The sequence below is a fragment of the Lactobacillus sp. genome (assembly GCF_051893255.1).
Lineage (GTDB): Bacteria > Bacillota > Bacilli > Lactobacillales > Lactobacillaceae > Lactobacillus.
This window is the reverse complement of record NZ_JBJFHB010000084.1, coordinates 2,158-23,098: the sequence shown is the minus strand read 5'-3', so window position 1 is coordinate 23,098 and position 20,941 is coordinate 2,158. Positions and strand designations below refer to the sequence as shown.

The 20,941-nt window shown below is 48.9% G+C and carries 15 protein-coding genes, 2 tRNA genes and 1 pseudogene; 14 read left to right on the top strand and 4 right to left on the bottom strand.

Features of this window, described 5'->3' with window-relative positions:
• The first annotated feature begins 58 nt into the window (after window positions 1–58).
• The 10 genes from ACI4WN_RS07925 (at window position 59) to ACI4WN_RS07880 (ending at window position 9,015) form a co-directional block, all read left to right on the top strand.
• Window positions 59–130, top strand: a tRNA-Glu gene (locus tag ACI4WN_RS07925).
• Window positions 131–156: 26 nt separating this feature from the next.
• Window positions 157–230: transfer RNA gene (locus ACI4WN_RS07920), tRNA-Asp, on the top strand.
• A gap of 126 nt (window positions 231–356) precedes the next feature.
• A complete protein-coding gene (locus ACI4WN_RS07915) occupies window positions 357–731 on the top strand; it encodes a GntR family transcriptional regulator (protein WP_439777719.1) in 375 nt (124 codons plus the stop codon).
• Complete coding sequence (locus ACI4WN_RS07910) at window positions 718–1,623, top strand: ABC transporter ATP-binding protein (protein ID WP_439777718.1); 906 nt, start codon at window positions 718–720, stop codon at window positions 1,621–1,623. Before ACI4WN_RS07915 ends, ACI4WN_RS07910 begins: the two co-directional genes overlap by 14 nt.
• On the top strand, window positions 1,595–3,367 hold the full coding sequence (locus tag ACI4WN_RS07905; protein ID WP_439777717.1) for a DUF6449 domain-containing protein: 1,773 nt from the start codon (window positions 1,595–1,597) through the stop codon (window positions 3,365–3,367). Before ACI4WN_RS07910 ends, ACI4WN_RS07905 begins: the two co-directional genes overlap by 29 nt.
• Before the next feature lie 99 nt (window positions 3,368–3,466).
• Entirely contained in the window at window positions 3,467–4,852 is a 1,386-nt protein-coding gene (locus ACI4WN_RS07900) for an amino acid permease (protein ID WP_439777716.1), read from the top strand.
• Between the two features lie 168 nt (window positions 4,853–5,020).
• Window positions 5,021–5,869, top strand: a complete 849-nt coding sequence (locus ACI4WN_RS07895; RefSeq protein WP_439777715.1) for an SAM hydrolase/SAM-dependent halogenase family protein — start codon at window positions 5,021–5,023, stop codon at window positions 5,867–5,869.
• 36 nt (window positions 5,870–5,905) lie between these two features.
• Window positions 5,906–6,466 carry an ECF-type riboflavin transporter substrate-binding protein gene (locus ACI4WN_RS07890; protein ID WP_439777714.1) on the top strand — a complete coding sequence of 187 codons (561 nt, stop codon included), beginning with the start codon at window positions 5,906–5,908 and terminating at the stop codon, window positions 6,464–6,466.
• Window positions 6,467–6,476: 10 nt separating this feature from the next.
• A complete protein-coding gene (locus tag ACI4WN_RS07885; protein WP_439777713.1) occupies window positions 6,477–8,195 on the top strand; it encodes an ABC transporter ATP-binding protein in 1,719 nt (572 codons plus the stop codon).
• Window positions 8,188–9,015 carry an energy-coupling factor transporter transmembrane component T family protein gene (locus ACI4WN_RS07880; protein ID WP_439777712.1) on the top strand — a complete coding sequence of 276 codons (828 nt, stop codon included), beginning with the start codon at window positions 8,188–8,190 and terminating at the stop codon, window positions 9,013–9,015. The genes ACI4WN_RS07885 and ACI4WN_RS07880 overlap by 8 nt, the downstream gene beginning before the upstream one ends.
• Before the next feature lie 515 nt (window positions 9,016–9,530).
• Here the strand turns inward: ACI4WN_RS07880 and ACI4WN_RS07875 are convergent.
• A complete protein-coding gene (locus tag ACI4WN_RS07875; RefSeq protein ID WP_439777711.1) occupies window positions 9,531–11,003 on the bottom strand; it encodes an NERD domain-containing protein in 1,473 nt (490 codons plus the stop codon).
• Window positions 11,004–11,723: 720 nt separating this feature from the next.
• Here ACI4WN_RS07875 and ACI4WN_RS07870 point away from each other — a divergent pair.
• The 3 genes and pseudogenes from ACI4WN_RS07870 to ACI4WN_RS07860 form a co-directional block, all read left to right on the top strand.
• Window positions 11,724–13,079: pseudogene (locus tag ACI4WN_RS07870) on the top strand (aldehyde dehydrogenase family protein); the annotation flags it as partial.
• A 140-nt stretch (window positions 13,080–13,219) separates the two neighbouring features.
• Complete coding sequence (locus ACI4WN_RS07865; protein WP_439777710.1) at window positions 13,220–14,062, top strand: sensor domain-containing diguanylate cyclase; 843 nt, start codon at window positions 13,220–13,222, stop codon at window positions 14,060–14,062.
• A 68-nt stretch (window positions 14,063–14,130) separates the two neighbouring features.
• Window positions 14,131–14,634 (top strand): ECF transporter S component, encoded by a 504-nt coding sequence (locus tag ACI4WN_RS07860; RefSeq protein ID WP_439777709.1) that lies wholly within the window; start codon window positions 14,131–14,133, stop codon window positions 14,632–14,634.
• Between the two features lie 60 nt (window positions 14,635–14,694).
• On the opposite strand, the gene ACI4WN_RS07855 is transcribed toward ACI4WN_RS07860, so the two are convergent.
• Together ACI4WN_RS07855 and ACI4WN_RS07850 are read right to left on the bottom strand one after the other, a co-directional pair.
• A complete protein-coding gene (locus ACI4WN_RS07855; RefSeq protein ID WP_439777708.1) occupies window positions 14,695–17,673 on the bottom strand; it encodes a bifunctional diguanylate cyclase/phosphodiesterase in 2,979 nt (992 codons plus the stop codon).
• 98 nt (window positions 17,674–17,771) lie between these two features.
• Window positions 17,772–18,938 (bottom strand): MFS transporter, encoded by a 1,167-nt coding sequence (locus ACI4WN_RS07850; RefSeq protein ID WP_439777707.1) that lies wholly within the window; start codon window positions 18,936–18,938, stop codon window positions 17,772–17,774.
• A gap of 109 nt (window positions 18,939–19,047) precedes the next feature.
• Between ACI4WN_RS07850 and ACI4WN_RS07845 the strand changes: the two genes are divergently transcribed.
• Window positions 19,048–20,148, top strand: coding sequence for a M24 family metallopeptidase (locus ACI4WN_RS07845; protein ID WP_439777706.1), 1,101 nt, complete (start codon window positions 19,048–19,050; stop codon window positions 20,146–20,148).
• A gap of 30 nt (window positions 20,149–20,178) precedes the next feature.
• On the opposite strand, the gene ACI4WN_RS07840 is transcribed toward ACI4WN_RS07845, so the two are convergent.
• Window positions 20,179–20,694, bottom strand: coding sequence for an NUDIX domain-containing protein (locus ACI4WN_RS07840; RefSeq protein ID WP_439777705.1), 516 nt, complete (start codon window positions 20,692–20,694; stop codon window positions 20,179–20,181).
• Window positions 20,695–20,941: the final 247 nt, after the last annotated feature.

Sequence of the window (20,941 nt, the reverse complement as noted above, 5' to 3'; positions counted from 1 at the left end):
GAGAGCATCTGCCTTACAAGCAGGAGGTCATAGGTTCGAGCCCTATATCCTCCATCTCGGCCCGTTGGTCAAGTGGTTAAGACACCGCCCTTTCACGGCGGTAACATGAGTTCAAATCTCGTACGGGTCATCGCCTTAGGGCATAATTGAATAGTTGGTCCATTGGAGCAGTGGTCTATCTCGCCTCCCTGTCACGGAGGAGATCGCGGGTTCAAATCCCGCATGGACCGTATCAAAAGCAGACGTAAGTCTGCTTTTTTTGTTTTTCTATTATCTTTTTGTTGCTGCTTGCTTTTCCGTTTAAACTGTATTAGAATCTATAGTACAGTAAGAACAGACCGGAAGGGAGGAGCGCTGTGGACTTTATTGATTACTTGGACAGTCGGCCGATCTATGAGCAGATTGCCAGTCGTTATAAGCAGCTGATTTTGACTGGGGTTTTGGCCCCTAATGAAAAGCTGCCATCGGTGCGCAAATTAGCCATGGAGCTATCGACTAATCCAAACACCGTCCAGAAGGCTTATGCCATGCTGGAAAGAGAAGGCTATTTGTACAGTGTCAAGGGGCGAGGCAATTTTGTCAGAGAAAACGACTCCTTGATCGACCAAAAGAAAGATGAGCTGAAGGGGAAAATGAAAGAGTTAATTAAAGAGATCCAGGACTTGGGCCTGGACCCGCAGGAACTGTTTACTGCGGCCTTGGAGGAGGCTGAAGAAGATGATCGAGATTGATGCTTTAAACAAGAATTATGGCCAAGTAGCCGCCATCAAAGGCTTAAACCTAACGATCGAGGAAGATCGGGTTTTTGGCTTGATTGGGACCAACGGTGCCGGGAAGAGTACGCTTTTGCGGATGCTGTCAGGGATTTTGAAGGCTGATACTGGGACGATCATGATCGACGGTCAACCGGTTTATGATAACCCTGCTGCTAAAAGCAAGCTGTGTTTTATTGCCGATGATCCGTACTTTTTCCCTAATGCCAATCCGCTGATGATGGCCAAGTACTACCAGACCATTTATCCAGGATTTGAAATGGACCGGTTTAAGACGCTTTTAGCGGACTTTGGCCTTGATCCTAAGCGGCGCATTAGCGAGTTTTCTAAGGGCATGAAGCGGCAATTGGCGATCCTCTTGGGCTTGTGTGCCAATACCAAGTACCTGCTCTTAGACGAAGTTTTTGACGGTCTGGACCCAGTCATGCGGCAGAGCATGAAGAGTTTGTTTGCTGAAGACATGGATCGCCGGCAGCTGACGCCAATCATTGCTTCCCACAACTTGCGGGAACTGGAAGACATCTGCGATCATATTGGCTTTTTGCACAGCGGCGGCCTTTTGTTATCAGAAGACTTAGCTGACATGAAGCTCGAAATTCAAAAATTGCAGTGCGTCTTCAAAAATGATGATGATTTGGCAGAAGTCATTGATAAATTGCATGTGGTTGACCATACGACTCGCGGGCGCCTGCACACCTTTGTGGTTCGCGGCGAACGCAGCGAGGTCGAAGCAGTCTTTGACCATGTACCAATGACCTTCTTTGAAGTCTTGCCATTGACCCTGGAAGAAATCTTTATTGCAGAAGCGGAGGCGGTAGGTTATGACACCAGAAAACTCATCCTTAAATAAATTGTCGCAAAAAGAAATAACCAAGCGCCGGAAACTGCCGATTGCGATCATGTTGGTTGTGTTGAGTATCATTTATGTCTTTATTCCGATTTTATTCTTCTTGAATGATCACGATGACACAGTTTCGGTCAAGACCTACATGGCTTACTTCACCAATGCAAATGCGGTAATTAGCGTGGTGATTGGCCTAATTGGCGTCTATTTTGGTGCTTCAACTTTCCATTACTTGCATGTTCCAAGACAGGTCGACTTTTACGAAAGTCAGCCAATTACCAGAAAGAGCCGCTTTAACAGCTTAGTGCTCAATAACCTGGTGTCTTTTGTAGTTCCTTACGTAATTTTTGTCTTCTTAGGCTTGGTAATCACGGCAACTACGGGCGTTAGCCTAATTGCTAATGGTCAAGTTTGGGGATCCGTATTAGGGAATATTCTAGTCTTTACGGCTTTTTATGCAATTACCAGTTTAGCCATGCTGCTTACAGGCAACACCGCAATTGCCATGCTAGGAACGATTTTCTTCTCCACCCTGGAATGGGTCATCATGATGGTGGTCAATTCCTTTTACTCCATTTTTACGGTTACTGGAGACGGCGAGTCCCATACCTGGACAGCCTTTACTAATCCTTGGTCTCAATGTTTTTCCTCTGGTTACCAGCCAAATTATGGCGGAATGTTGATGAACCTGCTGTTGACGCTTGTGTATTTATTATTAGCGTACTACGCTTACCAGCACCGGAAGAATGAACTGGCCGGAACTGCAATAGTCTATGACTGGATCAAGCAAGCCGTAAAAATTGTTACGGTGCTGTTAGCAAGTACCATCGGGGCCCTGATGGTCTACTCCATGACTAGCAACTCTGTAATTGGCGGCGTGTTGGGGGCAATTATTGTTGGCTTCTTGATGGCCTTTATCTTGGAGATCATTTTTAAGTTTGACATCATTGCTTGGAAGAACCATTTTGCTGAAAGTACAATTCTCGTAGTGCTGGGGATTGGCGCCTTTCTTGGTCTTAGATTTGGCGGGCACCAATATGATATCTGGGTACCAAGTAAAGATCAGCTTGCCAGCGTTGCTGTCGCTACTTCTGAGGGCAGCTATTCAAATTATTACCTGGGAAATAATGAGACCGATGCTGAAAGCTACGCTAAAGTCTACATGAAGCTGCCGGCAACTAGTCAGCTGTTAACTTTAGCTAAAAAGGGTGCAGAAAACACCATTGTTGAGCGCAACGATTACAATAGCGATCACTCGGGAAGTGAAATGCTGTCATTTGTTTACCGGCTGAAAAACGGCAAGATTAAGGCTCGCAGCTACTATGTTAAGCGCAGCGATTTAAAGACTTACTTTGAAGGAGTCAGCCAAACTTCCGCCTTTAAGAAGGGCTTTTTCCCAATCTACCATGATGCTGCCATTCAAAATCACCTCGATAGCGTAACCTTTAGCTACAGGAATGGTGAAGAAACCATTCAACGGCAAGATGGCCAGCTTTACCAAGAATTTAAACAAGCCTATCTGGCTGACCTGAACCAGTGGGACTATAATTTGGCTTACAGTAAAAAGCCGATTGGCCAGGTAGATGTTTCTTGGCGGCAAAATGGCAAAAAGCGCAAAGTTTCTTATCCAGTTTATGCCAGCTATACGAAGACTGTTGCCTTTTTAAAGAAGAAGAAGCTGTACAGTTCAAAGGCCTTAAGCGTCAATAAGCAAAATCCGATCGAATTCTATCCTAACCAAGAGTATTAATTGAGATTTAGTTAAAAAGCTTTACTTTTGTCTCTATTTAAATTATTATGAAAATAATGATAAATTCATCTTGCTTTAATTTTGGATAGGAGACAATTTATGGCTAAGGAAGTTGAAAACGCAGACGGCACCGTCCGTTCCTTGTCAAACCGCCATGTGCAGATGATTGCCATCGGCGGGACGATTGGTACCGGGCTCTTCTTAGGGGCGGGCAGCACCATTTCTGCCACTGGCCCATCGGTGATTTTGGTTTATGGTTTCATGGGACTCTTTTTCTTCTTCATGTTGAGAGCCCTTGGGGAAATGTTCTACGCTGACCCGGATCACCATACCTTTGTATCATTTATCACTAAGTATTTAGGCAATGCGGCTGGCAACTTTGCCGGCTGGTCTTATTGGATCGGGATCCTTTTTGCCTGCATGGCAGAATTGACCGCGGTGGGGACTTACTTTCAGTACTGGTTCCCGCACGCACCGCTTTGGCTGGTGGAAGTCTGTTTTTTGGCAGCCTTGACCTTGCTCAACTTGACGGCAGCGCGACTTTTTGGTGAAACGGAATTTTGGTTTGCCATGATTAAGATCATCGCCATTATTTCCATGATCTTGACCGGGATTTACCTGGTGATGATTCACGCTAAAACGCCGGTTGGCTATGCGTCCTTATCCAACTTTACCAAAAACTTTTCTTTGACGCCGAAGGGGCCATATGCCTTCTTCTCAGCCTTTCCGATGGTTTTCTTCTCCTTTGCCGGGATCGAATTTGTGACGATCACGATTGGGGAAGCCAAGAACCCCCACAAGGTGATAAAAAAGGCCGTCAACGAAACCTTGCTCCGGATTTTGCTTTTTTACATTGGTACCTTGTCGGTGATCATGTGCGTGGTTCCTTGGAAGTCCGTTTCTGCTAACAGCAGTCCCTTTGTCCAGGTTTTCCAGTTAGCGGGTTTTTCAACGGCAGCTTCCGTTTTGAACTTCGTGGTCTTAACCAGTGCCGCATCATCATTAAATTCCGGAATTTTTTCAGCCGGCCGTCACTTCTTCCAGTTGGCTGAAGAAGCTAGCAAAAACTCTCAGCTGAAGAAAAATTTTGCCAAAATTTCCCCTAATGGGGTGCCGGCTCGCGGGATCATGATTTCAGTTCTGTTTATCCTGATTGCGCCAATCTTGAGTTTCTCTAATACGGCTAGTCAGGCCTTCAACATGGTTGCTGGGGCCACCAGTGACATCTACATTTTGGTTTACGTTCTGTCCCTGGTTGCCCACCGCAAGTATCGGCAGTCAAATGACTTCTTGGCCAACGGCTTTATGATGCCGGCTTATGAGGTAACGAGCCCTTTGACCATTCTCTTCTTCACGGCCATCTTCTTTAGCCTCTTCTTTGTTCCCGCAGACGTCTTTGGGGCAACGCTGGCCAGCCTGTGGGCAATCTTCTTTGGCGGCTTTTGCTACTTCCATGAAAAAAGAAAGCAGGCTAATGCCAAATAATTGATAAACAGTAAAAAACTTAGTTAAGAAATAGCTCTAACCATGGCGTGATTAGGGCTATTTTTTTCGTGAAATAATTGTCAATTCCGAATGACCTGCTTGACAAGGACTAGCTATGCGTGTATATTAGATAGATATTAAAAATTAGAAAGCTTAAAAGGTGACTCAATGACTTTTAACAAAATGCTGGTCTTGCAAACAGACTTCGGCCTCGTCGATGGGGCGGTCAGCGCCATGCACGGGGTAGCCCACACGGTGGCTGGCGACTTAACTGTTTCAGACCTGACGCATGAAATTCCACCTTACGATATTTGGAACGCCTCTTACCGGCTGTACCAAACCATTCAATATTGGCCAAAGGACACGGTCTTCGTTTCCGTCGTTGACCCAGGCGTCGGCTCTGCTAGACGGTCCATCGCGGTCAAGACGACGGATGGCCACTACGTGATTACGCCAGACAATGGGACTTTGACCCACATTTATAAGTACCAAGGCGTTGACAGCGTGCGGGTGATCGATGAAAATAAGAACCGTCTGCCGCACTCACAAGAAAGCAACACCTTCCATGGTCGGGACGTCTACGCTTATAATGGGGCCATGCTGGCTAGCGGTCAGGTGGCTTTTGAAGACTTGGGCGAAGAAGTGCCAGTCGACAGCATGGTGATCCTGCCAGTCATTGAACCGCGTCTTCAAGGCGACACGGCGGTCGGGACGGTCGACGTGCTGGACGTTCGCTTTGGTTCTCTTTGGACCAACATTCCGCTTAAGCTAGTGAAAGAATTGGAAATTGAGCGGGGCGACAAGCTTTTGGTCACCATCTTGCACCAAAACGTGGCCGTTTACCAAGAACAAATTCCGTTCGTTAGATCTTTTGCGGAAGTCAACCTGGGCCAGCCTTTGGTTTACATCAATTCTTTGGTCAACGTCGGCATTGCCTTGAACCAGGAATCCTTCTCCGCCGTCCATCACATCGGCACCGGGACCGACTGGCAGGTTAAGGTCAGCAAGGTTAAGTAGTTAAGATTTTTTACAAAAAATGGGAGTAGTAAAATCATGAACAAAGATATGTGGAATTTAAGTCCTAAAAATATTGCGGCCTTGGGGATTGGCTCAGCCGTTTTCGTCATCGTTGGCCGTTTTGCCTCCATCCCAAGTGGGGTGCCCAACACCAACTTTGAACTGGTTTACGCCTTCTTGGCCATGATTGCCATGATCTATGGGCCAGTTGTTGGCTTTGGCGTCGGTTTTATCGGCCACGTCTTGCTCGACTTCATCATGTACGGGCAAACCTGGTGGAACTGGAACTTCGCTGCCGGTTTCTTGGGCTTTTTCATCGGCCTTTACGCTTTGAAGGTCAACCTGAACCAGGGCGAATTCTCTGGCAAGGAAATGGTGATCTTTAACGTGGTCCAATTCGCTGCTAACGCGGTCGTTTGGTTCCTCTTGGGGGCTTTTGGCGACATGGTCTTGAACAGCGAACCAGCTGCTAAGGTTTTTGCCCAAGCGGGCGTAACCACTTTGATGGACGGCTTGACGATTGCCGTTTTGGGGACGATCCTGCTCAAGCTCTACGCTGGCAGCCGCATTAAGAAGGGCAGCCTCCACAAGGATTAAGGAAGTGACTATGACGAGCCTCATTGAATTTAGAGATTTTTCTTTTCAGTACGACAGTCAGCAAGAACCAACCTTGCATGAGATCAACCTCGAAATTGCAAAAGGCGAAAAAGTGCTGCTTGCTGGGCCATCGGGCTCTGGCAAGTCGACTTTAGGCAAGTGCATCAACGGCTTGATTCCAAATTTGGATAAGGGAACGATCACAGGTCAGTGCTTGATTGATGGCAAAGACATCAGTCAGACTGACCTTTTTGCCTTGTCTTTTACGACGTCGACCATTTTGCAGGATACCGATGCCCAGTTCATCGGCCTGACGGTGGGCGAGGACATTGCTTTTTCCCTGGAAAACGACTGCGTGCCTCAAGATGAGATGAAAAAGACCGTCGCTCACTGGGCTGGCGAATTGGGCTTGAGCGACCTGCTGACCCAGGCGCCTCAGAGTCTGTCTGGCGGGCAAAAGCAGCGGGTTGCCTTGGCCGGGGTCTTGGTAGACGAATCGCCGATTTTGCTGTTTGACGAACCGCTGGCCAACTTGGACCCAGCGGCGGGCTACCAGACCATGCGCTTGATCGATCAAATGCAGAAAAAGTACGGGGCAACCATCATCATCATCGAGCACCGGCTGGAAGAAGTCTTGACCCAGGAAGTGGACCGGATCGTTTTGGTTGACGATGGCAAGATCATCGCCGACCAAAAGACGGATGACCTGCTTAAGCAGAACTTGCTGGAGCAAGCCGGCGTGCGCGAGCCCCTTTATTTAGACGCCTTGAAGGTGGCCGGGGTGGACGTGACTGCTTTGCCGCGATTGGCCCCGCTAGAAAAATTGCCTCAAGATGACCCGGCAATCCGGGAAAAGCTTTTGGCCTGGCAGGAAAGCTACGCACCGCTGGCTAAACCGGCGTCTGGGGATGCACTCTTGACCTTGGACGGCGCTGGCCACCAGTACAGTCCTGAACAAAAGTACCCGCTTAAGGGCGTGACGGCGACGATCAACCAGGGCGACTTTATCTCGGTTGTTGGGCAAAACGGGGCGGGCAAGACTACCCTGTGCCGGTTGATCTGCGGCTTTTTGCCAAGCGAAGGAACGATCTCTTGGAAGGGCGAGGATCTGGCAGGCTATTCCATCAAAGAGCGGGCCGACAAGATCGGCTACGTCATGCAGGACCCCAACCAGATGATCAGTCAGACCATGATTTTTGACGAAGTCGCGTTGGGCCTGCGCTTGCGGCAGGTGCCTGAAGAAGAAGTCAAAGAGCGGGTCTACCAGGCCCTCAAGGTCTGCGGCTTGTATCCTTTCCGCAACTGGCCAATCGCGGCGCTTAGCTTTGGGCAAAAGAAGCGGGTGACGATTGCGGCTATTTTGGTCTTGGAGCCCGACTTGATCATCTTGGATGAGCCAACGGCCGGTCAGGACTGGAAGACTTATACGGAAATCATGTCTTTTTTGAAAAAGCTCAACGAATCAGGCAAGACGATCATGATCATCACCCACGACATGCACCTGATGCTGGAATATACGGACCGGTCCCTGGTCTTTGCCAAGGGGCAGCTGATTGCAGATACCAGCCCGATCAAGCTCTTGACCGATGAAAAATTGGTGGAGGAAGCGTCGCTGCGGCAGGTGAGCCTCTACCAGCTGGCAGATTTTTACCACTTGCCAGACCCAGAGGACTTTACGGAAAAATTTGTCGGCTACGAGCGGGCGAGATTGGAGGCAGAACATGAATAATGCAGTGCTGGGCTATACGCCAGGTAATACCTTCATCCACCGCTTGAGCGCCACAACCAAGCTCTTGTTCTTGATCATTACGTCGGTGGCCTGCATGATGACCTACGACACCCGCTTTTTGCTCTTGATGTGCGTTTTGTCCTTGATCCTGTTCAAGGTCTCGCATGTTAAGTGGAAGCAGGTTTCGGTTGTCGTGAACCTGATCATCATTTTTGCCGTTTTGAACCTGGTGCTGGTTTTGCTTTTTCAGCCGTCTTACGGGGCAGACCTCTACGGGATCAAGCACGTCTTGTTTGGGAGCGGCTGGCTGACGATTACGAGCGAGGAGCTTTTTTACCTCTTCAACCTGATGCTCAAGTACGTCTGCGCGGTGCCGATCGCGATCTTGTTCTTGATCACAACCAACCCGAGTCAGTTTGCGTCGAGTCTGAACCAGATCGGGATCAGCTACCGCTTCGCCTACGCCTTCTCCTTGGCTCTGCGCTACATTCCGGACATCCAGGAGAGCTACTGGGCGATCTCCCATGCGCAGCAGGCCCGGGGAAATGAAATTTCCAAAAAGGCCAAGTTGAAGGCCCGGGCCAAGGGGACGATCAACATCGTCATGCCCTTGATCTTATCCAGTCTGGACCGGATCACCGTCATTTCGACGGCGATGGAGTTGCGCCGTTTTGGCTCAAAGAAAAAGCGGACCTGGTACACCTCGCAGCCGTTTAAGCGGAATGACTGGCTGACCCTGGTCTTTGCGATTTTATTGGTAGCCCTGATGGCTTTCTTGTGGAAGCTTGACGGTGGCCGTTTCTACAATCCATTTCGATAATTAGCTACGGCCTGGTTGGCCGCGGCTTTTTTGGTGTGCGGTGCCCCGCAATCTTGTTAGCCGCGGCGATTTTTTGGGTGGTCGGTGCCCCCCGATATGGTAGCCATGAGCTTTTTGGCAAACTTGTGCCCCCTGACATGGTAGCCATGAGCTTTTTAGCAAACTTGTGCCCCCCGATATGGTAGCCATGAGCTTTTTGGCAAACTTGTGCCCCCTGACATGGTAGCCATGAGCTTTTTAGCAAACTTGTGCCCCCTGACATGGTAGCCATGAGCTCTTTAGCAAACTTGTGCCCCCTGGCATGGTAGCCATGAGCTTTTTAGCAAACTTGTGCCCCCTGGCATGGTAGCCATGAGCTTTTTGGCAAACTTGTGCCCCCTAGCATGGTAGCCACGAGCCTTTTAGCAAACTTGTGCCCCCCTGGCATGGTAGCCATGAGCTTTTTTTACAAAATCAGCCCCCTGACATGGTAGCCACAGGCCTTTTTGACAAAATCGCTCCCCCCGGCATGTTAGTCAAAGCAAACTAGATGGTGAAAAGCGAAATTCTATCTCTGAAATTTTGTTAGATCTACCTTTTTTAGTGACTCGATAGCTAAGATTGCTAAAAAACGGTAATAATTGTTGAAGTGCCAACTCAATTTTCACTTTAACTACATCGGAATTTCCGCACGATTGGGGAATTCCTAAAAGTTGCCGCAATTCTTGGAAGGAAGCTTGATAATAGCCGACTTCGGAATATTGTGTAAACTTTCTAAACAAGGTTTTGGCAGTATTTGTATTGAGTTGTTTAAAAGTTTGGTAATTCCAATGCATAAAATCGTTGTTTGAACAGTTAAACCGGCCGATTTGGTTTCTTTTTACCTGAATAGTTAGTTTTCCCGATTCATAATTTGACTTTTGAAAAAGTCCAGTTGTGCGCATAAAAGCTGCTAATCTGTTAAGAGAATTATCCAATTTAGAGTTATCTTTACTTCGATAATCTGCGGCCTCTCGTAGCTCCTTCCTAGTTAATGTGAGTTCATGATCCCCCAGACAGTAAAGTTTCCCTATAATTAGCCAGAAGAAATCCTGCTGTTTGTTATTTAGCCCTGTTAGTGCAATATCATTCATCTTAACCTGATAACTGATAATCTGTTCAATTGGGATCTTACGTTTTAGTGCAAAATTTACTTGTTGGAGTAGGCCAGGATTATGGACAAAACATACATTATCCGGGTAAGTTCTTCTATCTGGAAGGCGGCGATTCCGAATTTTCAAATTGATCTGACTGATTTGACTTGGTGTAAGAAGAGATTGTTCAGAATCATTGCTAATTGTTAAGTTTAGGTATTTGACTGTAGTTGCTTTAGCACCGGCATTTTCTAGTTCACTGTTATTGATAAGTCTAAAATTGTCAATTCCCAGCCGATTGACGATCACGATAATCGGCTTAATCATTGCTGGATTAAGTTCGATTTCAGGCTGCAAAGTTTCCAGAATTGCTTCCTTGTGAAAGGCAAGTTGGTCGACAATATCTGTGCTTAGCTGGCTAAGGTCAAAAAGGTTGCCCTTAATCGTTCTAGTTTTAACTTCTATACAATAAATTCCAGTTTCAGTAATCAGCAAATTATCTATCTGATTATCATGAAATGCACCATATTGTCCATATTGGTAGGGCAATAGGACATTGTTTAAAATGATCTTGTTAGAACATGCCAGTTGTCTAACTGCTTGATCAACTAGCCGTTCTCCGGCATCTCCTGCTAGAAGACATTCAGTTTGTTTCATCTGTGATTCAGATAAAACTGGGATCTTTGATTGATTCTGAAGATTGTATTGGATATACGTATCATTAATATGACGAATGCTGGTCAAGTTATTTCCAGAAAGTTGCTTTAAGCAGTCATAATTTGGGTCGAGCAGTTGCTCAATCTTTCTGGCTGATTGAATTGTTGTTTCGTTGTTGACAGGTTTTGAAGTAAACCATGAATTGAAGATAGTGTTCATTAAATTACCCTCCACTTGTTATTACACCGAAAATGCCAAAAAATTTTTGGGAAATTGCAATCTTTAGAAAAAAGTAAATAGATTTTATTAACATGTATCTAAAAGCCATGTCAGACGGTAGCCGAGAGTAAAATTGCCATAATTAACAGTATTTGAATAGTGGAAAAGCCTATAGTTGCAGTGTCAGGGGGCATGTCCGGCTAAAAAAGTCCATGGCTACAATGTCAGGGGGCATGTCCGGCTAAAAAAGTCCATGGCTGCTATGCTAGGGGGCATAACCGGTTAAAAAATGTTCATGGCTGCAATGCTAGGGGGCATAACCAGCCAAAAATGTTCATGGCTGCAATGCTAGGGGGCATAACCAGCCAAAAAAGTCCGTGGCTACAATGCCGGGGGGCGTGATCAGCTAAAAATAGTCCGTAGCTGCACTCCCCTCCGAAAAAGTGAAACCACCAACAAAATAAGCAATCAAAGCCTGACCACAAACTGGTCAGGCTTTGATTTTTGCGACAGTAAGCGCAATCTTTTTGAAAATGACAAAAATACTAAAAGTTATCAACTTCACAAGTACGAGAAAAGGCACCGTTTACATTGCCGATCCACCCGAAAAAACGCTATTTGTGCACAAAAATTAAAGGAAAATTAGGGGGTTTCTTTTTCTAAAAATGCTGATATAGTAGTAATTGAGAAATGTATCACAAAGATTAGGAGACGAGAATCATGCCAGAGAATGCCGAAACGGAAGCTGAAATCTACAAAAATGTTGACACCTTAGTAAATAAATCACATGAAGCCTTGAAGAAGATGGCCGACTTTACCCAAGAACAAGTTGACTACCTTTGCCAAGTGATCGCCAAGGTTGGTGAAGAAAATGCGCGTTCTTTGGCAGAAATGGCTGTCGAAGAAACCGGCCGAGGCAAGGTCGAAGACAAGGTCACCAAGAACATCTACGCTTCCAAGACCATCTGGGAAAGCATGAAGGACATGAAGACCGTTGGTGTCGTTGACGAAGAAGAAAAAGAGGGTCTGATCAAGATCGCTGAACCAATCGGCGTCATTGCCGGGGTTACCCCAGTCACCAACCCAACTTCTACCGTTATCTTCAAGGCCATGATCGCCATGAAGAGCAAAAATACCATCATCTTCGGCTTCCACCCGCAAGCCCAAAAGTGCTGCGTGGCTACGGCCAAGCTGATCAAGGAAGCCACCGTTAAGGCCGGCGCGCCCGACAACTGGATCCAGTGGATCGAACACCCTAGCCTGACGGCCACTACGGCTTTGATGAACAACCCAAAGGTGCAAATGGTTTTGGCAACCGGTGGTCCCGGCATGGTCAAGGCAGCTTACTCAACTGGCAAGCCAGCCTTAGGCGTAGGCCCAGGCAACGGTCCTTCATACATCGAAAAGAGTGCCGACATCAAGGAAGCCGTTAACGACATCGTTTTGTCCAAGACATTTGACAACGGGATGATCTGTGCTTCAGAAAACTCCGTCGTGGTTGACCAAGATATCTATGATGAAGTTAAGGACGAATTTAAAAAGCGCCACTGCTACTTCTTAAAGCCTGACGAAATCAAGCTCTTTGAAGAACACTTCATCGACCCACGCCGGGGCACGGTTGCTGGCCCAATCGCCGGCAAGAGCGCTGTGGCGATCGCCAAGATGTGCGGCGTTGAAGTCCCAGAAGACACCCAAGTAATCGTTGCTGAATACCAAGGCGTGGGCAAGAACTACCCACTGTCAGCTGAAAAGTTGTCACCAGTCTTCACCCTTTACAAGGCCCAAAACGCTGCCGATGCCTTCAAGATCTGCACGGAGCTGTTGAACTACGGTGGCCGCGGTCACACGGCTGGCATCCACACCAAAAACGACAAGGTCATCCGCAAGTTTGCCTTTGCCATGTCAGCTTGCCGGATCCTGGTCAACAGCCCAGCTGCCTTAGGCGGGATCGGCGGCCTTTACAACAACATGATGCCATCACTGACTTTGGGTACGGGCTCATACGGCGCTAACTCCGTATCTCACAACATTACGGCCAAGGACCTCTTGAACATCAAGACGGTTGCCTTAAGAAGACGGCCAGATTTAGCTTAAATTTTAAAAAAGAAATCAAGAATTACCAACCAAAACTCAATATTCCTCTAAACAGAGCCGCGTGCTCTGTTTTTCTTTTTTCATGCTAAAATTAGAGTAAAAAGGATGAGGAGGGAAGAAAGATGATCACGCAAGCAGACCTCTGGCAGACGATTTTTGCCTCGAAAAATCTTGGCGTCTTTTGGAAGGACCGGGATCGCCGCTTTTTGGGGGTCAACGACTACTTTTTGCGCTACTACGACCTTGGCCTGGCCGACGTATTGGGCAAAACCGACGAGGAGATGGGCTGGAACGAGCAAGTCGACCGCTTCAAGAATATCGAGGAAAAAGTCCTAGAAGATGGCCAGAGCCAGATTACCTGGGGGACGACCGTCGCCCGTGGCCAGTCCCGCACCATCATCGCCTACAAGGAGCCGATTTATCAAGACGGCGAAATCGTGGGCCTGCTCGGCTTTTTCAGTGACGTCAGCCAGCAGCAAGACCGCCTGGACGAACTGTCAAAAGAGGCGCGGCGTGATTCCTTGACCATGCTGAAAAATCGCTGGGCGCTGGAGCGAGCCAATTTGACCGGGCAAGAGCTCACCTTGATGATTGCCGACATTGATTACTTCAAGCGGGTTAACGACACTTATGGCCACCAGGCCGGGGATGAGGCCTTGAAGTTGGTCGCCCAAGCCTTGAAACAGGAATATGGCGACCAGTACTGCTATCGCTATGGCGGGGACGAATTTTTAGTGGTGGGGCCAATTGCAGAAAAAGACCTCCAGGAAAAATTTCAGGCCGTGCAAGCTGACTTGAAAGGCAGTCAGCTTTTTGGCCAGGCAGTCCCGCTGAGCCTGTCCGGCGGCTACGTGCACGCCGTACCGCAAAACGCACAAGATCTCGACGCCATGCTGCAGCGGGCTGACCAGTACCTCTACCAGAGCAAGGAGCAGGGCCGCAAGCGGCTGACGGGCGAAAATTAATCTTTTTTGAAAAAATGATAAAGCAGTGATAGAATGGGAGTTACTAAAAGTTAGGGAGGTAAAAATCAATGTCAAAATCATGGACGATGAAAAGAACTGCCGTCGTTGCCGTATTGATGGCAATGAACGTGGCACTTTCGTCTTTTAGCATTCCTGTTCCTGGCGGCCACCTCTACTTCAACGACGTAGTGATCGTGGCGGCTGCCTTGCTTTTATCACCATCTGAGGCCTTTGTGGTCGGGGGCGTGGGTGCCTTCTTGGGCGACGCCCTCTTCTACCCAGCGCCGATGTTTGTCAGCCTTTTTTCTCACGGCCTAGAAGCCATGATCATCTCTTACGTGGCCCACAAGTCCCCAGAAGACCGGAAAAAGACTATTTTGGGCATCGTTTTTGGGGCGGCCGTCATGGTCACAGGCTACACCCTGGGCCGGGCCTTTGTCTACGCAACGCCAGCCATCTCCTTGATCAAGTTCCCATTTGAATGCTTGCAAGCCGGCGTCGGTGCGGTTTTAGGCTACGTGCTGGTCTTCAAGTGCGGCATCGAGCAGCAGTTTGAACGCAAGCTCCGCTAAGCTAAAAAAATAATAGTCACGCAAAAAAGAGGATTCTGAAAAGAATCCTCTTTTTTGCTTTTAATCGATTTTCGGTTTAGCGACTGGGTGAAATTCCTTGCCAGTAATTTGGTTTCTGCCTTGTTCCTTGCTTTGGTAAAGGCAAGAGTCAGCCTGGTTGATCATATCGTAGATGGCTTTTTCATCGCTGGCCTGACCATAGACGTAGCCAGCTGAGATCTTGACGTCAAATTTAAGGTCAAGAATCGGAATTTGGCTGAGCAACTGCCTGAGTTGCCGATCTTTTTCTAAAACGATCTTGCTCGTATGGAAATTCTGGATGACTATGAACTCGTCCCCGCCGTAGCGGTAGCAGTTTCCGATCCCGTAGGTTTTCAGCAGGCAGGTGGCAACCTTTTTCAAGACTTCGTCCCCGTAGCGGTGGCCAAATTGGTCATTGAACTCCTTAAAGTAGTCAACGTCAATCATCATTACCATCAGCTCTTGCTGGGTCAGGTAGGCAAAGTCGCGGTCAAAGCTGCGCCGGTTCTTCAGCGTGGTCAATGGATCCCGGGTTGTCTCTTGTCTGAGACTGGTTAATTCCGCCATCTTGGCTGTCGCATCGACAACGATCCCGATTAAGCCGGAAATCTGACTTTCATCATAGATGGGCGACAAGAAGTAGCGGAAGGTGCGCTTGCGGCCCTTAACCGTGGTCTCCAGGTAGTTGTCGATGGTGACGCCGTCTTTTAAGATCTGCTCTTCTTGGTCCAGGATCTGCTTAAAGCGGGGATCAGCGGCTAAAAAGAGGGATTTTTTCTGCTCTAGCTCATTAAGGGCAAGGCCAAAGTAGTCCAAAAAGCGCTGGTTGGCTCCTAAAAAGTTCAAATCGTGATTTTTCCAAAACAGACCGACATTGGTCGTTTCAAGGAGCGCCTTTTTGATCAGGCCCTCCTTGATGCCCGAAATCGCCTGGTAATCGATTGGCTTGGGCCGGTCGCGGATCTTGTAGCCGTCTGACAAAAAGGCGGCCATATTGTTGGTTTTAGCGACCAGCTGCAGGCGGACCTTGAATTCTTCGGTATCGGTGATCCAGTCGAATTGGGCGATATTGTCTTCTTGATTGCAATTGATAACCGCGTTCCAGAGGTGGTTGTAGTTGCTGGTGTAAGTGACGTTGCAGGCGTGGACGAAGCTGTCCAAATCGCTAAAGCCCAGGTGCTGGACCCAAGCGGCAAAGGCCTGGTTGGAGTAAACCAAGGTCAGCTTTTTATTATCCCAGATAAAAATGGAATTAGGCGAATAAGCTAAGCTGCCGGACGTCAGCAGGTTGTTGTTAAAGGCGTGGACCTTTTTAATCCTGGCATAAAGCTCTTGTTCTTCTGGCGTCTCCAGCTTATCGGCAGGACTGCGGACCAGCTCAGCTTGGGGCAGTTCGGGTGACAGATAGTGCCCCTGCACCTCCATGACGCCCAGGGGCTTGACGAAGGCAAACATGTCCTGATTTTCAATTCCCTTGACGATGGGGGAAATTTTTAGCGAGTGGCACATGTTGATGATCGAGGTGAGCACGATCTTGGACTTGTCCGAGTTGATCGGCAGGTTGCGCAGGTCGATTTTTAAGGAGCTGAAATTATAGTTGATCAAGGCCTCTGTTGACAGATCGCTGTTTTCTCCGCCATAGCGGTCAAGGTAGATCTCAAAGCCGTGCTTTTGCAAAGCTGAGGTGCCTTTTTGCAAAAGATCCTGGTCACTATCGTTTGGCAAGGCCAAAAGGTCGAACTTCAGCAAATAGTGCGGGATCTGGAATTCCTGGGTGATTTTGAGAATATGGTCGATAAAGCTCGGAATTCGGAAGTCCGTTTGCGACAAATTGATGGCAATCGGGACATTGGTCAAGTTGTTGGCCCGGCGGGTTTTAAGCAGCTGGCAGACCTGCCTTAAGACGTGGAGGTCGAGGTGGTAGATCAGGCCGCTATTCTCCAAAATCGGGACGAAGCTGCGGGCTTTTTTCACCGGCTTACCCGGACTTTCCCAGCGCGAAATGGCTTCAAAGGAGCAGATCTTATTGGAAAAAATATTGTAGATCGGTTGGTAGCTGACCGTCAGCCAGCCCTTGGTCAAGGCCTCTTCAAAGTGTCCCAGTAGGTAATCGCGGTTTTCAAAATACCTTTGGATGGTCTTGTTGTAGATCTCGTAAGGCCTTTGCCGGTTTTCGCCCAAATAGCGCAAGGCCAGGTAGGCCCGGTCAACGGCGTGGCTCAGCGTATCTTTGGCGTTCAGCCGGTACACCCCGGCTCGGAGACTAGTGACCTTGTCGGCGGCCAGGCTGGCCACTTCCTTGCTGATGGCGGTCAGCTTACTGGCCAGATTTTCGGCAGGAACGATTGCCAAAAAAGAGTCATCCAAGTAGCGAATAACCAAGCAGTCTGGGAAGTATTTGCTGATGGTTTGGGCGCAAGTTCTAATGAGCTTGTTACCTTGCAAAAAGCCGTAGTGCTCGTTATATGAGCGCAAGGAGGCAATATCAAAATAGGCGACGGCAGCTGAGCCTTTTTTAGCAAAAAGATTCACAAGATACTCGTCGCCATATTTGTCAAAATAGTCGGAATTCGGCAGCCCGGAGATCTGGTCGGTATGGGGCAGGTCAAAGCTGTATGACAGGTCTTCGCCGTGGTAGTAGCCTAGGTCCGTATAAGCCACGATGCCGAGCTTGGTTTCGTGGTCTTTAGCCAGTATGATTTGGGCGCTGGCCAAGAGGGTGTGGTATTCGCCGCTAATGGACAAGCGGTAAAAAAGGTGCGATTCCTTGTGGTTGAAGGCTTCTACCGAAAAAGCCGCCAATTTGTCCACGTCGGCTGGATGGACCCGGCTAAAGCTGGATTGGTTGAGGTATTCAAGAACAGAGTTGCGATCAGAATGGATCATGTTACAGTAAGAATCAGATGCCAAAAGAACCTGGTATTGGCCGTTTACCAGCTGGCAAACGATCAAGGGCAGGGGGCAAAGCTGAAATTTCTTTTTCTCTTCTTCGGAAAAATGGTAAGGCTGATCAGACATATGTTACCTCAATAGTTATGATATACAATTCATAAATTAGTCTCTTCCCCCCAAGTATAACACTCACCTAATACCTTGAAAAAAGATTCGCTTGTTATTTAATTGCGCTGAGTTTTTTTAATGGAAAAAGCAATCAGCAAAACTAAGCAGGTGGCGATGATCCCGATGACCAGGTCGCCGCCAAAGGCAGCTTTAATAGAAATGTCTGATAGCATGCCAGTTATGATTGGGACGGTGAAAGAGGCGATGGCGCCAAAAAAGTAGAAGACGCCGGTAACTAGCCCCTTGCGCTCTGGGTAGAATTCCATGAAAGCATTCAGGGCCGTTTGCATGATTCCGCTGGCTGCCGTCAGGCCGAACATGAAGGAGGCGAATTCGGATAACAGGTTATTGTGGCTGAGCAAGAGGATCAGGACCATTAAGCTGGCGATCACGTTCATGGTGATCAAGATGGCGTAGCTGGACACGTCGCGGCTAAGCAGGGCAAAGAGACAGAAGACGCCAATGATGGAGCCGATGCTGTATAAGGACAAGAAGAGGTGGCTGGTGGTTAAGCTGAAGCCCTGCTTTTGTCCAAAAAGGGTGATCCACTGGGTAAACCAGATCATGAAGGCCATGGAGGCGTAGCCGTAGAGGGCAAAGCAAATGGTGGTCAGCCACTGGCGCGGCTTGGCAGTGTCCTGCTCCTTTTTTCCTTTAGGAGCCACATTGGCCTTGGGAAACTTGAGGGGCAAGAGCAAAAAGGCGTTCACGATCAAGATGGCGGCCATGGTCATGAAGGCATAGCCAAACCAGAGGCCGCGCTTGTGGAGGGCGGCGACCAAGAGGGGCAGGATGAATTCGCCAAGCGAGGCGGCTGCCTTGATCAGGATGTTGCCGCGGCTGCCGTTGGTCCCCATCTCAGCGAAGGTGGTGTAGCTGCCGGCGTCCAGGGCAGAGTTGGCAATCCCGGCCAAGATGGCGAGGCCGTAAGCGATGTAGATATTTTTGGAAAAAGGAATGCCCAGGGCAAAGGTCAGGTAGCAGGCCATGCCCAGGTAGACAAAGAACTTTCGGCTCATCTTGTCTGCTAAGTAGCCGGTGATCAGGTAGGCCAAAAGGCGGCCGATCCCGACGCCGGAAATGACGAAGGAAACCACCTTCAGCGGGGCCGACCAGGCCTGGCCGAGCGCCGTCATGTTCTGGGACAAGATCAAGAGGCCAAAGCCGTGAGCCACGTAGTTGAGGTAGAGGCTGATGGATAATCTGAGCTTGTGAATTTGCAATGTGATCCCTCTTTCTAGTGAAACGCTTTCTTACATAATTTAGTTTATCATGATACTTATCGAATTCGGTGGTAAAATTAATAGAAAGATTTGATTTTTAGGGGGCAAGATGGGAGAATTTCGGGATTCACTGAAAAAATTGATTGCTTGGCTCAAAGAAGAGCGGATCGACCTGGCCTATGTGGCCGATCCGACCAGCATTGCCTATTTGACCGGCTATGCCAGCTGGACGGAAGAGCGGGTAATGGCCCTTTTGGTCAGCCGGGAAGAGACGGCGCTTCTTTTTGCCCCGGCCATCAATGAAGGGGAGCTGCGCTCCTTTGCCTGGCCGGGGGCGGTGGCTTTTTACCAGGATGGGGAAAGCCCGTGGAAAAAGATTAAAGAGGCGATTGCGGCTTGGCCTACGCAAACTTGGGCGCTTGAAGGCGGCAGCCTGTCTTTGGCCAGGTACCGGGCCCTGCAGGCGGAATTTCCCGGAAGCACGATGGAGGCCGATATTACGGACTTTTTAAAAAAGGCACGGCTCTTGAAGACGCCGGATGAGGTGGCCAAATTGCAGGCGGCCGGCGCCCAGGCGGACCAGGCCATCGAAATCGGAATCGCCGCGCTCAGAAGCGGGATCAGCGAAGGCGAACTGGCTGCGGAAATTCAGTACCGGCTGCGGGCGGAGCCGAGCTTTCCGACGATCGTCCAGATTGGGGAAAACGCGGCTAACGTGAGTGCCCTGCCGGGTGAAGGGCGCCTAGCACCGGGTGACATGGTGATTTTTGACTTGGGGTTCATGAAAGGCGGCTACGCGTCAGACGTCAGCCGGACGGTGGGGTATGGCGAGGTCAGCGAGGAGCAGCGGCAAATCTACGAGACCGTGCGGCAGGCCCAGCAGGCGGCGGCTGACGGTGCCCGGCCCGGGATGACGGCCGGGAAAGTCGATGAGCTGGCTAGACGCGTAATTCGGGAGGCCGGCTATGGCCAGTACTTCCCTCACCGGTTAGGTCACGGGATCGGGATGCAGGTGCACGAAGCGCCGGGCATTCAGCCGGGCAGCGACACGGTTCTCGAAGCCGGTATGTGCTTTTCCATTGAGCCGGGCATCTACGTTCCGGGCGTGGCAGGCGTCCGGATCGAGGACTGCGGCGTTTTGACGGAAAAAGGCTTTGAGCCCTTCACCCACTTTAGTAAGGAATTGCAGATTTTACCGATAAAAAAATAGCCGAATCGAGGTCGATTCGGCTATTTTTAGTTAGTGGCGCAATTTCCAGTTGAGCCAAGCGGCTAGACCAGCGCCGTGGGCGAATTTTCCATTGATAATTAAGTCTTCCAGCTGGTCAACGGAGACGATTTCCATCTTGATCTCTTCCAGGACTTCGCGTTTGGGTTTGGTCAGCTTTTTGACATGGCCGGCGAATAAAAAAATCTGCTCATTGGTAGAGCCAAAGGAGGGGTAGGTGAAACCGAGGGGCTCGATCTCCTGCGCCTCGTAGCCGGTTTCTTCCAGCAGCTCGCGCTTAGCGGCTTGGAGCGGCTCTTCGCCCTCATCAATGCCGCCGCTTGGAAATTCGTACTGCCAGCTGCCGACCGGGTGGCGGTATTCCTTGAGGAGCAGGACGTGTTTTTTGTCAACGAAGGGGATGATGGAGATCCCCTTGCCGATGGTTACGTAGGAAAAAGGGGCGATTTGCCCATTTTTTTCGACTTTTTCCTGGATGACCGTGAAGCGGTCGGCCTTGATGACATCTTTTTTAACGACTTTATACATGTGAGCACCTGACTTCTTTTTGGGATAGTTACATTATACCTAATTTGGTGGAGCGCTTCCCCCTAATGTAGGTAGCCAAGACATTTTTGGACAGCCGCTTCCCTCAAATGTTGTCAGCCATGGCTATTTTGGACGGTCGCTTCCCACTAGTGTAGTTAGCCAAACCGTTTTTGACTGATTGATTCCCCCAACTTTAGTTAGCCAAACCGTTTTTGGCTGATTGATTCCCCCAACTTTAGTTAGCCAA